Genomic DNA, 13015 nt, shown 5'->3' with positions numbered 1-13015 from the left:
TCTAGCAGGGGGGCGGGCGTCCCTCAATGCGCAGCGTCGCGGTTGGGCGGCTGCGGCCGCCTGTCGCGAAGATGCCGTCGGGAACGGCAACTCGAAACGGGACAGCGCTGCTTGCGCTGACGTGTTGCAACGCGGTGACAAATGCGCGTAGGTTTCGCGCTTGCGCCCCGGGGTCGGGGGCGCGGGTGGGGATCGTGAATGCTCTATAGTGCCTATGAAATGCAGCGCTCGCTTCTGGCTGGGGCAAGCGCGATGGCCAATGCCGGTGCCGAACTGCTCGCCAATCCAGCAAACCCGATGGCCTATTTCGGCGGAGGACCGATCATCGCATCGGCGCTGGAAGTGTTCGCGCACGCTGCTGCACCGCGCGGCAAGCCGGAATTCGGGCTGGTCGAGACGACGGTCGACGGCAAGCGCGTCGCGGTACAGGAGGAAATCGCGCTGCGCCTGCCGTTCGGCCAGCTCAAGCATTTCCGGCGCGAAGGGGTGGAAGGGCAGCCGCGGCTGCTGATCGCCGCACCGATGTCCGGCCACTATGCGACACTGTTGCGCGGCACCGTTGAACGGATGCTGCCTGGCCATGACGTGTACATCACCGATTGGCGGGATGCGCGGCAGGTGCCGCTTGCCGACGGGCGTTTCGACCTCGATGATTATATCGACTATATCATCGCGTTCCTCGAGCGCGTCGGCCCGGGGGCGCACATGCTGGCAGTATGCCAGCCGTCCGTCCCCTGCTACGCCGCCGCTGCGCTGATGTCGGCCGCCAACCATCCATGCCGGCCGCGGACGCTGACGATGATGGGCGGGCCGATCGACACGCGCGAGGCACCGACGGCGGTCAACACGCTAGCGACGGAGCGCCCGCGCGCTTGGTTCGAGCAGAATGTCATCGTCACCGTGCCATTCAACCACCCCGGCGCCGGGCGGCGGGTCTATCCCGGTTTCCTCCAGCTCGCCGGCTTCATGTCGATGAACCTTGGCAGCCACATGATGAGCCACTGGGAGATGTTCAAGCACCTTGTCGCCGGAGACGGGGAGGAGGCGGACGCCGCCAAGGATTTCTACGACGAATATCGTTCGGTCTGCGACATGACGGCGGAATTCTACCTGCAAACCGTCGACATGGTGTTCCAGCGCCACGCTTTGCCGCTCGGCACGATGACTCATCGCGGTACGGAGGTCGATCCGGCGGCGATCACCGACATCGCGCTGCTAGCGGTTGAGGGTGAGCGCGACGACATTTCCGGTGTCGGCCAGACGAAGGCGGCCTTGAAGCTGGCAACCCGCCTGCCGGCGGTGGCCAAGAAATATCATCTGGCACGGGGCGTCGGGCATTACGGCATCTTCAACGGCAGCCGGTGGCGCCAGCAGATCGCGCCGGTGCTGGAAGAATGGATCGCCGCGCACGCCTGACGCTCCGCTTTCGATTCGGGCGCTGAACTGCTATCGATTCGGCTGAATCCACGATCGGGGTGGTGAATGACGGAGAATAGCATCGCAGCCGAGCGGGCGGCGGCGCGGGCGCTGTCGCCGGACGTGGCGTGGCCGACGATCATCTATGCCTTCGTCCTGCCGGTGGTGCATCTGGCGATCGTCGCTGCGGCGCTGAGCGGGTGGATTGGCTTATGGACGGCAACCCCGATCCTAGGCTTCACCGCCTATATGCATTATACGATCGTACACGAGGCGCTGCACCGCAACCTGATGCGGCGGGCGCGAGTGTTCGATCCGATCAACAACGCGCTCGGCTGGGTTGGCTCGGTGGCGATCGGCACGACCTGGCCGCTGCTCCAGCGGACCCATCTTGCGCATCATGCCCATACCAACACCGCGCGCGACCCTGACATCTTCCTGAAGGGCAGCTACGCGCGGCTGCTGCTGATCTGGGTGGTGTCGATCATCGCCAACCTGATCCCGATTCCGGTCGTCAAATGGGTATTCGACAGGATCGGTTTCGATACCGGCTATCTCGACACGCGCGATATCATGACGGAACGGGAATGGCGGGTACATATCGCCGCTCATACCGGTCTGTGCCTGTTCGTCTGGGCGATGGTGGCGATTGGCTATGGCGAGGTGGTGTTCGCCCTGTTCGTCATCCCCGCCGCGCTTGGTCGATTGATGCTCGGCACGTTCCAGCAATGGCTGCCGCATACGCCGTTCGTCGAGGGCAATCGTTATCTTCAGGCGCGGATCATGAAGGTGCCGCTAGTCGGGCCGCTGCTCTACATGGGGCACGACGTCCATCTGGTCCACCATCTATGGCCCAGCGTGCCTTTTTATCATTACGGCCGGTTCTTCCGGGAGATAGAGCCGATCCTGCGCGCCAAGGGCACGCGGTTCGAAGGGCTGGTACCCCAGCAGACTGACGCGCCGGACGCGCCATCGGTCGTTTAGCGCTGAACGGCCACCGGGCCCGGGGCAGCTTTTCCGCCCCGGCCCGGTGGCCGTATCATTACAGAACCTCGAACAGGCCGGCGGCGCCCATGCCGCCGCCGATGCACATCGTCACCACGACATATTTTGCGCCGCGGCGCTTGCCCTCGATCAGCGCGTGGCCGGTCATGCGCGCGCCCGACATGCCATAGGGATGGCCGATCGAGATCGCGCCGCCATCGACGTTCAGCAATTCGTCGGGGATGCCGAGCGTATCGCGGCAGTAGAGGACCTGCACGGCGAACGCCTCGTTCAGCTCCCAAAGGCCGATATCGTCCATCTTCAGGTTGAAGCGCTTGAGCAGCTTCGGGATGGCGAAGACGGGGCCGATGCCCATTTCGTCCGGCTCGGTCCCGGCAACCGCCATGCCGACATAGCGGCCAAGCGGGGCAAGGCCGCGCTTCTCCGCCAGCTTCGCCTCCATCAGCACGGCCGCCGACGAGCCGTCGGACAACTGGCTGGCATTGCCGGCGGTGATGTTCATGTCCGGCCCGAGCACCGGTTTCAGCGAGGCGAGGCCCTCCAGCGTCGTTTCCGGGCGGTTGCCCTCGTCCTTCGCCAGCGTGACCTCCTTGTAGGTGACGGCGCCGGTTTCCTTGTCGGTCACTGCCATCGTCGCGGTCGTCGCCACGATCTCGTCGTCAAAGCGGCCGGCGGCCTGGGCGGCGGCGGTGCGCTGCTGAGACTGGAGGGCATAGGCGTCCTGCGCCTCACGGCTGATATTGTAGCGCTTGGCAACGGTCTCGGCGGTGCCGAGCATCGGCATGTAGATGTCCTTGTGCATCGCGACCAGTTCGGGGTCGGGGGCGACGCGCATCTCCTTGGTCTGGACCAGCGAGATCGATTCCAGACCGCCGCCGACGCAGATATCCATGTTGTCGACGATGATCTGCTTGGCGGCGGTGGCGATCGCCATCAGGCCGGACGAGCATTGCCGGTCGAGCGACATGCCGGACACCGTTACCGGGAGGCCCGCGCGGAGCAGGGCTGTGCGGGCGATGTTAGTCGCCTGCGACCCCTGCTGGAGGGCGGCGCCGAAGCAGACGTCGTCGACCTCGGCGCCATCGATGCCAGCGCGATCGACGGCGGCGCGGATCGCGTGGGCGCCGAGGGTGGGGGCCGGGGTATTGTTGAACGCCCCGCGATAGGCGCGGCCGATCGGGGTGCGGGCGGTGGAAACGATGACGGCGTCGCGCATGAACTTTGCTCCTAGGTTATCAGGTGAAGATCAGCATGATCCATTCGGAAACCAGGGCGGGCTTTTCCTCCCCCTCTATTTCCAACACATATTCGATCGTCTGCTGGTGGCGGCCGGGCTGCTTTTCCTCGAAGGCGAGCAGTTGGAAATGGGCGCGGACGCGCTTGCCGGCGCGCACCGGGGTCAGGAAACGGGTCTTGTCGCCGCCGTAGTTGACCCCCATCCGCATGCCGGCCGGGCGCGGCAGGTCGGCGGTCTCGTAGAGGCCCGACATCAGCGACAGCGACAGGAAGCCGTGGGCGATAGTGCCGCCGAACGGCGTCGCCGCGGCGCGTTCGGGATCGACATGGATGAACTGGTGGTCGCCGGTCGCGTCGGCGAAACGGTCGATCATCTCCTGGCTGACCGTCAGCCAGCCGGAACTGCCGAGCGGCTTCCCGACCAGGGCCCGGTAATCGTCGATGGAGACGGTCGGCATGTCTTTCCCTTCAGCCGCAACCGGCGCGGCGCGCGCCGAGGGGCATTATTGGACCGCCGGCCCCGGCGGAGACAAGCGAGGCGGCCGAAACGTCCGATTCCGCGACGTCCGTTTTCGCCTGGCCGCCCAAGCCCGCCGCGCGGCGTGCACGGAAAACGCCGAATCGATTCGGTCGGGGAGGGAGGGTCAGGTGACCGGGTGCTCGTATTTCTCGATCACCCAGGGTTCGTCCTGCGCGGCGAGGATCCATTCCTGCATCCACGGGTGGTTGAGCACCGCCTCCATATAGGCCTGGGCGAAGCGCGGTACCGGGATCGAATAGGTGACGAAGCGGGTGACGACCGGCGCGAACATGATGTCGACGGCGTTGAACGTGCCGAACAGGAACGGCCCGCCGCTGCCGTAGCGCGAGCGTGCTTCCGCCCACAGGCCGACGACGCGGGTGATGTCCGCCGTCGCCTCCTCGGTGAGCTGGGTGGGCGGGTAGTGGCGGCGGACATTCATGCCGTGTTCGCGGCGCAGCGCGGCGAAGCTGGAGTGCATTTCCGCCGCCATCGACCGCGCCATCGCGCGGGCTGCGTCGTCCTTCGGCCAGAAGCGGTCGCGACCGACGCTGTCGGCCAGCCAGTCGACGATCGCCAACGAATCCCAGACCACGGTGTCGCCGTCCCACAGGATCGGCACCTTGCCCTGGCTGGGCGCGAATTCGTCGCCCTCGCGCCGCCGGTCCCATTCGGCGTCGAACAGCGGCACGGTGATTTCCTCGAACGGCAGGCCGGACTGCTTGACCGCGAGCCAGCCGCGCAGCGACCAGCTGCTATATGCCTTGTTGCCGATGATGAGCTTGAGCACCGCCGCCTCCGTTCGTGGACGGCGTTGGGTAAGGGCTGGCGCCGGGACTGTCTAGCCGATCGCCTCGGCGACGGCGGCGCGCAGCTCGGCTATGCCCTGGCCGGTCTCGCTGGAGGTGGCGAGGATCTCCGGGTAGGCGGCGGGGTGGGTGCGGGCCTCCGCCGCGACGGCGGCGGCGGTGGCGGCAAGCTCCGTCGGCTTGACCTTGTCCGCCTTGGTCAGCACCAGCCGGTAGCCGACGGCGGCGGCGTCGAGCATCGCCATCAGTTCGCGGTCGACATCCTTCAGCCCGTGGCGGCTGTCGACCAGCACCAGCGTGCGCTTCAGCACCGCCCGGCCGCGCAGGAAATCGCCGATCAGCCCGCGCCAGCGGCGCACGACGTCCTTCGGCGCCTTGGCGAAACCATAGCCCGGCATGTCGACCAGCCGCAGGGCCAGCGGTTCGCCGACATCGAAGAAGTTCAGTTCCTGCGTCCGCCCCGGCGTGTTCGATGTGCGGGCGATCGCCTTGCGGCCGGTCAGCGCGTTGAGCAGTGACGACTTGCCGACGTTGGACCGGCCGGCGAACGCCACCTCCGGCACCATCGGATCGGGCAGGAATTCGAGGCTGGGCGCCGATTTCAGGAAAGTGACCGGGCCGGCGAACAGGCGCCGGCCGGCCTCCACCCCCCTGGCCTCCACCCCGTCATTGGTCATTTCTTGCCTTCGGCGGCGAGCAGGGCGGGATGCCTGCTGTACAGCCATTTCTGCTGGAGGATGGTCAGCGTATTGGACATCACCCAGTAGAGCTGGAGCCCGGCGGCGAACGGCGCCATCACGAACATCAGAATCCACGGCATGAAGCCGAACACCTTCTTCTGAACATCGTCCATCGGCGTCGGGTTCAGGCGGAATTGCAGCCACATGGTGACGCCGAGCAGGATCGCCAGCACCCCGATGCCGAGCGACGGCGGCGGGGTGAACGGCAGCAGGCCGAACAGGTTGACCGGGGTCAGCGGATCGGGCGCCGACAGATCCTTGATCCACAGCGCGAACGGCTGGTGGCGCATCTCGATCGTCAGCATCAGCACCTTGTAGAGCGCGTAGAACACCGGGATCTGCAGGAAGGTCGGCAGGCAGCCGGCGAGCGGGTTGACCTTTTCCGCCTTGTAGAGCGCCATCATTTCCTGCTGCAGCTTCGGCTTGTCGTCCTTGTAGCGTTCCTGCAGCGCCTTCATCTTCGGCTGGACGGCGCGCATCGCCGCCATCGACGCGAACTGCTTCTGCGCGATCGGGAACATCAGGCCGCGCACGATCACGGTCAGGCCGAGGATGGCGACGCCGAAATTGCCGCACAGCTTGAACAGCCAGTCGAGCAGGTAGAAGATCGGCAGTTCGAACCAGTAGAACCAGCCCCAGTCGATCGACAGGTCGAGCTGATAGGCGCCTTCCTTTTCGTAGCGTTCGAGCAGATGGACGTCCTTGGCCCCGGCGAAGAACTTGCTGCCGGTGGTCAGCGCCTGGCCGGGCGCGAGCAGGGTCGGCTGCGCCGGGTTGAATACCGCGTTGTATTCGCCGGGCGTACGCGCGAACAGCGCCGCGTCGACCGTCGCGTTCTGGTCCGGGATCAGCGCGGTCAGCCAGTATTTGTCGCCGAAGCCGAGCCAGCCCTTGTCGATCTGGAAGCGAGTGCCCTGGGCGCCGTCCTCATCGAGATTCTTGTAGTCGATGTTGAAATGGTCCTTGCCCGCCCAGAAGCCGACCGGGCCGGTGTGGATCGTCCAGCTGCTCTTGTCGTGCGGGTCGGGAGATTCGCCGTAGCGGGCGATCAGCGAATAGGGCCGCGCCGCGATCGTCCCAGCGCCGGCATTAGCGACTGTCTGGCGGACGGTGAACATATAGTCGGCGTCGACGGTCAGTTGGATGGTGAAGGTCTGGCCGGCGCCGTTGTCCCAGCGCAGGTTCAGCGGCTTGCCCGGCACCATCGCGTCGGCATCGGCGGTCCACACCGTGTCGGGCCCCGGCAGCGCGACATTTTCCCCGGTCCAGCCGAAGCTGGCGAAATAGGCGTGGGCGGCGCCGGCCGGCGACAGCAGGCGGACCGGCGGCGAATCCTTGTCCAGCGTCTGGCGGTGGCGCTTCAGCACCAGATCGTCGATCCGCGCGCCCTTGAGGTTGATCGAGCCGGCGAGGTTCGGCGTATCGATGCGGATGCGCGGTCCTTCCGCCAGCACCAGCTTGCGGTTGCGCAACGCCTGCGGCGCGGCGGCGGCGGGCGTCGCGTCGGCAGTGGCCGGCGGCTGGCCGGCAGCGGCCGTGGCGGTTGCCGTCGGCGCCGGCTTCGGCGCCGGGAAATAGCGTTCCGAAACCATGCTCCAGCCGAACAGCACAAGTGCGGACAGCACGATCGCCAGGATCATGTTGCGCATATTATCCACCGATTACTCCCGCCTTGGTCATGGCACCGGGTCGTAGCCCGATCCGCCCCAGGGATGACAGCGCGCGATCCGCCGGAGCGCGAGCCAGCCGCCCTTCACCGCGCCATAGCGGCGAAGCGCCTCGATTGCATAGGCCGAACAGGACGGCGCGTAACGACAACTGGGCGGCAGCACGACCGACGGGCCCCATTGCCACAGCCGGACCAGGCCGATGCAGAGCCGCGCGATCATCCGCCGGCCTTGCGAAGGGCCTTGCGCAATTCCTCGCGCAGGCGGGCGAAATCGCGCTCTATGCCGCCGGCTCGGCCGATCAGCACATGGTCCGCCCCGGCAACCCCGGCTTCCGGCAGGATAGCGCGCGCGAGTGCGCGCAGGCGCCGCTTCATCCGGCTGCGGACGACGGCGCCGCCGATCTTCCTGGTTACGGTGTAGCCGATTCGCATCGCCGGGTCGCCGTCACGACGGTCCCTGACGAGCAGGACGAAGCCGGGCATCGGCGCCCGGCGCCCGGAATTGGCCGCGAGGAAATCCGCGCGGGCCGTAAGCGTCGTCAGGCCGATAGCACCTTGCGGCCGCGGGCACGGCGCGCCGCCAGCACCTTGCGGCCGCCCACCGTCGCCTTGCGGGCGCGGAACCCGTGCCGCCGGGCGCGAACCAGCTTGCTCGGCTGAAAAGTGCGCTTCATCGCTCATTCCCTAGAATTCGAACAAAAAGGGCCACCGAGACGGCGGCCGTGTCGAGGCGGGCGGATAGGCAAAAGCGCCGCGCGAGTCAATCGCCGGCGGGGGCGGAAAGGGGCGCGGGACGGGATCGCGGCGCGCGGTGCCGGGGCGCCGGCGGTGGATTGCCGCGCCGCTGCGCGGCTCGCAATGACGACGGCTCCTCCGCAAGCGGGTTCCGCCGTGCGATTTCGCGGCTCGACTTTGGCACGGGCGGCGGCGTAAGGCATTGCGTAACAGGGGGGATTATGGTCGCGCATGTCGGGACGGTGGCGTTCATCGGGCTGGAAGCGCGCGGCGTCGAGGTGCAGGTCCAGCTAACCCCCGGAGTGCCGGCCTTCATCGTCGTCGGCCTGCCCGACAAGGCGGTGGCCGAAAGCCGGGAGCGGGTGCGCGGGGCGATCGCCGCGCTCGGCCTTGCCCTCCCGCCCAAGCGGATCACCGTCAACCTTTCCCCCGCCGACCTGCCGAAGGAGGGATCGCATTACGACCTGCCGATCGCGCTGGCGCTGCTCGGTGCGATGGGGGTCGTCGATGCCGAGACGCTGGCGCGCTACGTCGTGCTCGGCGAGTTGGGGCTGGACGCGCGGATCGCGCCGGTCAGCGGCGTGCTGCTCGCCGCGCTGTTCGCGGCCGAAGGGGAGCGGGGGCTGGTCTGCCCGGCGGCGCAGGGGGCGGAGGCGGCCTGGGCGGGCGCGGTCGAGGTGGTGGCACCCCCCGACCTGCTGGCGCTGCTCAACCATTTCAAGGGATCGGCGGTGCTGGCGCCGCCCGCGCCGGGAGAGGCGGAGCCGCCGGGCGCCGGCCCCGACCTGCGGCAGGTAAAGGGGCAGGAAACGGCGAAGCGGGCGCTGGAGATCGCGGCGGCAGGCGGCCACAACCTGCTGTTCGTCGGGCCGCCGGGGGCGGGCAAGTCGCTGATGGCGGCGTGCCTGCCGGGGATATTGCCTGAGCTGACCGCCGCCGAGGCGCTGGAAGTGTCGATGGTCGCGAGCGTCGCCGGGCTGCTGGAGGGTGGCCGGCTGTCGCGCACCAGGCCGTTTCGCGCGCCGCACCATTCCGCGTCGATGGCGGCGCTGACCGGCGGCGGGCTGAAGGTGCGGCCGGGCGAGGTCAGCCTCGCCCATCTTGGCGTGCTGTTCCTCGACGAATTGCCGGAGTTCCAGCGGGCGGTGCTCGATTCGCTGCGCCAGCCGCTGGAGGCGGGCACGGTCAGCATCGCGCGGGCCAATGCCCATGTCACCTTCCCGGCGCGGGTGCAGCTGATCGCGGCGATGAACCCTTGTCGCTGCGGCCATCTGGGCGACGCGGCGCTGGCCTGCGCCCGCGCGCCGCGCTGCGCCGCCGACTACCAGGCGAAGATATCCGGCCCGCTGCTCGACCGGATCGACATGCATGTCGAGGTGCAGGCGGTCAGCGCCGCCGATCTGGTGCTGCCGCCGCCGGCGGAAGGATCGGCCGAGGTCGCGGCGCGGGTCGCAGCGGCGCGGGCGGTGCAGACCGCGCGCTACGACGGGCAGGCGGCGCGGACCAACGCCGAGGCGGACGGCGCGGTGCTCGACGCGGTGGCGACGCCGGATGCGGCCGGCCGCGCGCTGCTCACCCAGGCGGCGGAGGCGTTGCGGCTGTCGGCGCGCGGCTATGTGCGGGTGCTGCGCGTGGCGCGGACGATCGCCGACCTTGCGGGCGGCGGTGCCGTCGGGCGCATCCATGTCGCCGAGGCGCTCAGCTACCGCCGCCAGCCGCCGCGCAGTTGACCCCGGACGCGTGCTGATGGAACAGGGGTGTTGAAAATGAAAATCAATCTCGATATGCGCCGACATTCGTGAATTAGAGGATTATGCGTGGCGCCGATGCCCCGAACGACGCGTGCCAGCTCTGCTCCGAAGCGCACCGGCAAGGCGTTCTGGCTCAAACAGCTTCATACCTGGCACTGGATGAGCTCCGCGATCAGCCTGATCGGGCTGCTGCTGTTCACCATCACCGGCTTCACCCTGAACCATGCCGCGGAGATCGAGGCCAGCCCGGTGACGGTGGAAAAAACCGGCCAGTTGCCGCAGGCGCTGCTGCCGCTGATCGCGCCGGACGACCGTGGCGACGAGAAGAAGCCGCTGCCCCCGGCGCTGGCGGAGTGGGTGAGCGAGACATTTTCGGTCAAGTCCGGCGGCGATGCCGAATGGTCGGCCGACGAGGTCTATCTGGCCTTGCCGCGCCCCGGCGGCGACGGCTGGGTCGCGATCGACCGCGCGACTGGCGAGGCGACCAGCGAATCGACCAGCCGCGGTTGGATTTCCTACCTGAACGACCTGCACAAGGGCCGCAATGCCGGCACCGCGTGGAAATGGTTCATCGATATCTTCGCCTTCGCCTGCATGGTGTTTGCGCTGACCGGGCTGTTCCTGCTCCAGCTGCACGCGGCCAAGCGGCGCAGCACCTGGCCGCTGGTCGGTTTCGGCCTGCTCATCCCGGCGGCGGTCGCCATTATTTTCATCCACTGAGGACATCGTGTCATGCAGCTTTCCCACCGTGTAATCCTGGCCGGATCGGCGATCGGCATGCCGGTCCTGTTCGCGGCGCCGGCGACGGCGCAGACGATGGACGTGACCGTGGCCATCCCGCAGCTGAAGGTCGCCGAATACCACCGGCCTTACGTCGCCTTCTGGCTGGAGAAGGCCGGGGCGCCGGCGAAGACGATCGCCGTCTGGTACGATTTCGACATGAAGGACAACGAGGGCACCAAATGGCTGCGCGACGTGCGGCAATGGTGGCGCGTGTCCGGCCGCAGCATGAAGTTCCCGGCCGACGGCGTGACCGGCGCGACCCGCGCGCCGGGGACCCACAAGATCAGTTTCACCGCCGGCAAGGGCGCCCTCGGCACATTGGCGGCCGGCGATTACACGCTGGTCGTCGAGGCGTCCCGCGAGGTCGGCGGCCGTGAACTGCTTCGCCTGCCGTTTTCCTGGCCGCCAAAGCCGGGCCAGACCGCGCGTGCCGCCGGCATGTCGGAACTGGGTGCAGTCACCATCGCCTTTCGGCGCTAATCGGGGAGTATCGTCATGAACATCCGTATCGCACGCAGCCTGGCCACCCTGGCCCTGTCCGCCATGTTTACCGCGACATTGGCCAGCCCGGCGGCGGCCCACCGGCAGTGGATGCTGCCGTCGGCCACCGTCCTGTCCGGCGATGACGTCTGGGTCAATGTCGACGCCGCGGTGTCCAACGACCTGTTCTATTTCGAGCATCAGCCGATGCGGTTGAACAACGTCAAGGCGCTGGCGCCCGACGGCAGCGAGGCGAAGATCGAGAATGCGCTGACCGCGCGCTACCGCAGCACCTTCGACGTCCACCTGACCCAGAAGGGCACCTACAAGATCGCGTCGGTGGCGGACGGGATGATGGGCAGCTACGACCTGAACGGCAAGACCGAGCGGTTGCCGCGCGGCACCACCGCCGCAACGCTGGCGCAGGCGGTTCCGGCCGGTGCGACCAACGTCAAGACGACGACGACCAGCAGCCGCAACGAGATATTCGTGACCGTCGGCGAGCCGACGACGACGGCGCTGGCGCCGACCAACAATGGGCTGGAACTGGTGCCGGTGACCCACCCGAACGACCTGATCGCCGGCGAACCGGCGACCTTCCAGTTCCTGCTCGACGGCAAGCCCGCGGCGGACCTGCCGGTCACCGTCATCCCCGGCGGCATCCGCTATCGCGACCAGTTGAACCAGATCGACCTGAAGACCGGGGCGGACGGCAAGGTGACGATCACCTGGCCGACGGCGGGCATGTACTGGCTGAACGTGACGACCGGTCGCGGCATGGGCCCGGACGCCGCCGCCGCGCCCGGCCGCGTCGCCAGCTATGTCGCGACGCTTGAGGTGCTGGCGCCCTGAACCGGCAGCCACCCCGCATCCTGATCCCGCCGGCGTTGTCCCCCGCCGCCTTCGCCCGGCGCGACGCGGCGGGGAGCGTTGCGGCGCTCGCCGGGCGGACGATGGGGACAAGCTGGTCGGTGCGGGCGGTGTCCCCGCCGCCGGGGCTGGCGGCGGCGATCCAGCGGATATTGGACGCCGTCGTCGCCGAGATGAGTCCGTGGGAGCCGGGGTCCGACATCAGCCGGTTCAACCGCAGCCCGGTCGGCGCTTGGCAGGCGCTGCCGCCGGCCTTCGTGACCGTGCTGCGGGCGGCGCTGGATGTGGCGGCGCTGAGCGGCGGCGCGTTCGACCCGGCGATCGGCGCGCTGGTCGACCAATGGGGTTTCGGCCCGAAACCGGGTAGCGGCGCGCCCCCTACCGATGTCGCGATCGCCGCGGCGCTGGCCGAGGCCGGTCATGACGCGATCGAGCTGGACGCGCCCTGTCTGCGCGCCCGCCGGACCCGCGCCGCCGAGCTGGATTTTTCAGGCATCGCCAAGGGCTATGGCGTCGACTGCGTGGCCGAGCATCTGCTCGCCAGCGGCATCGCGCATTTCCTGGTCGAGGTTGGCGGCGAACTGCGCGGCGCCGGGGTGAAGCCGGACGGCCAGCCCTGGTGGGTCGACCTGGAATTGCCGCCCGGTGCCGGTTTCGCCCCAAGCCGCGTTGCCCTGCACGGCATGGCGGTGGCGACATCGGGCGACTATCGCCGCTGGTTTGCCCATGGCGGGCAGCGTTACGCCCACAGCATCGACCCGCGCACCGGCCGGCCGCTGGCCAACGGCGTGCATTCGGTGACCGTGCTGCACCCGCAATGCATGCTGGCCGACGCCTGGGCGACGGCGCTGACCGTGCTCGGGCCGGAAGCGGGCCTGGCCCTGGCCGAGGCGGAAGGGCTTGCCGCGCTGATCCAGTCCGACGCCGGAGAGGCGATGTCGTCCGGGTTCCGCGCGATGCTGGAATAGGCTGCGCCCTGTTCTAGCGGCGCCGGCAGGTGC

General features: G+C 68.3%; 15 protein-coding genes. 7 read left to right on the top strand and 8 right to left on the bottom strand.

The window, feature by feature from the left end; translation table 11 throughout:
• The first annotated feature begins 198 nt into the window (after nt 1-198).
• Nucleotides 199-1416, top strand: a complete 1218-nt coding sequence (locus E4A53_RS10670) for a polyhydroxyalkanoate depolymerase (protein ID WP_136163092.1) — start codon at nt 199-201, stop codon at nt 1414-1416.
• A gap of 66 nt (nt 1417-1482) precedes the next feature.
• Nucleotides 1483-2400, top strand: a complete 918-nt coding sequence (locus E4A53_RS10665) for a fatty acid desaturase (protein ID WP_136163091.1) — start codon at nt 1483-1485, stop codon at nt 2398-2400.
• A gap of 58 nt (nt 2401-2458) precedes the next feature.
• On the opposite strand, the gene E4A53_RS10660 is transcribed toward E4A53_RS10665, so the two are convergent.
• The 8 genes from E4A53_RS10660 to rpmH all read right to left on the bottom strand — a co-directional run bounded on the left by E4A53_RS10660 (nt 2459) and on the right by rpmH (nt 8069).
• Nucleotides 2459-3637, bottom strand: a complete 1179-nt coding sequence (locus tag E4A53_RS10660; protein ID WP_136163090.1) for an acetyl-CoA C-acyltransferase — start codon at nt 3635-3637, stop codon at nt 2459-2461.
• 19 nt (nt 3638-3656) lie between these two features.
• Nucleotides 3657-4115, bottom strand: coding sequence for a MaoC family dehydratase (locus tag E4A53_RS10655; protein ID WP_136163089.1), 459 nt, complete (start codon nt 4113-4115; stop codon nt 3657-3659).
• Nucleotides 4116-4301: 186 nt separating this feature from the next.
• Nucleotides 4302-4967, bottom strand: coding sequence for a glutathione S-transferase family protein (locus E4A53_RS10650; RefSeq protein ID WP_136163088.1), 666 nt, complete (start codon nt 4965-4967; stop codon nt 4302-4304).
• Nucleotides 4968-5018: 51 nt separating this feature from the next.
• Entirely contained in the window at nt 5019-5663 is a 645-nt protein-coding gene (gene yihA / locus E4A53_RS10645; protein ID WP_136163087.1) for a ribosome biogenesis GTP-binding protein YihA/YsxC, read from the bottom strand.
• Nucleotides 5660-7384: a membrane protein insertase YidC gene (gene yidC / locus E4A53_RS10640; protein ID WP_136163086.1), complete on the bottom strand. Its 1725-nt coding sequence runs from the start codon at nt 7382-7384 to the stop codon at nt 5660-5662. Before yidC ends, yihA begins: the two co-directional genes overlap by 4 nt.
• An 18-nt stretch (nt 7385-7402) precedes the next feature.
• Nucleotides 7403-7615: a membrane protein insertion efficiency factor YidD gene (yidD, locus tag E4A53_RS10635; RefSeq protein ID WP_136163085.1), complete on the bottom strand. Its 213-nt coding sequence runs from the start codon at nt 7613-7615 to the stop codon at nt 7403-7405.
• Nucleotides 7612-7938 carry a ribonuclease P protein component gene (rnpA, locus tag E4A53_RS10630; RefSeq protein WP_136163146.1) on the bottom strand — a complete coding sequence of 109 codons (327 nt, stop codon included), beginning with the start codon at nt 7936-7938 and terminating at the stop codon, nt 7612-7614. The genes yidD and rnpA overlap by 4 nt, the downstream gene beginning before the upstream one ends.
• Nucleotides 7935-8069 (bottom strand): 50S ribosomal protein L34, encoded by a 135-nt coding sequence (gene rpmH / locus E4A53_RS10625; RefSeq protein WP_136163145.1) that lies wholly within the window; start codon nt 8067-8069, stop codon nt 7935-7937. The genes rnpA and rpmH overlap by 4 nt, the downstream gene beginning before the upstream one ends.
• Nucleotides 8070-8351: 282 nt before the next feature.
• On the opposite strand from rpmH, the gene E4A53_RS10620 reads away from it, so the two are divergent.
• The 5 genes from E4A53_RS10620 (at nt 8352) to E4A53_RS10600 (ending at nt 12982) form a co-directional block, all read left to right on the top strand.
• Nucleotides 8352-9860, top strand: a complete 1509-nt coding sequence (locus tag E4A53_RS10620; protein ID WP_136163084.1) for a YifB family Mg chelatase-like AAA ATPase — start codon at nt 8352-8354, stop codon at nt 9858-9860.
• 96 nt (nt 9861-9956) lie between these two features.
• Nucleotides 9957-10601, top strand: coding sequence for a PepSY-associated TM helix domain-containing protein (locus E4A53_RS10615; protein ID WP_136163144.1), 645 nt, complete (start codon nt 9957-9959; stop codon nt 10599-10601).
• Between the two features lie 12 nt (nt 10602-10613).
• A complete protein-coding gene (locus tag E4A53_RS10610) occupies nt 10614-11144 on the top strand; it encodes a DUF2271 domain-containing protein (RefSeq protein WP_136163083.1) in 531 nt (176 codons plus the stop codon).
• 15 nt (nt 11145-11159) lie between these two features.
• Nucleotides 11160-11996 (top strand): DUF4198 domain-containing protein, encoded by an 837-nt coding sequence (locus E4A53_RS10605; RefSeq protein ID WP_136163082.1) that lies wholly within the window; start codon nt 11160-11162, stop codon nt 11994-11996.
• Between the two features lie 101 nt (nt 11997-12097).
• A complete protein-coding gene (locus E4A53_RS10600; protein ID WP_136163143.1) occupies nt 12098-12982 on the top strand; it encodes an FAD:protein FMN transferase in 885 nt (294 codons plus the stop codon).
• Nucleotides 12983-13015: the final 33 nt, after the last annotated feature.

Origin of the sequence: Sphingomonas flavalba (genome assembly GCF_004796535.1) — a bacterium.
GTDB classification, from domain to species: domain Bacteria; phylum Pseudomonadota; class Alphaproteobacteria; order Sphingomonadales; family Sphingomonadaceae; genus Sphingomonas_L; species Sphingomonas_L flavalba.
This window is presented reverse-complemented; position numbering and strand designations above follow the sequence as displayed.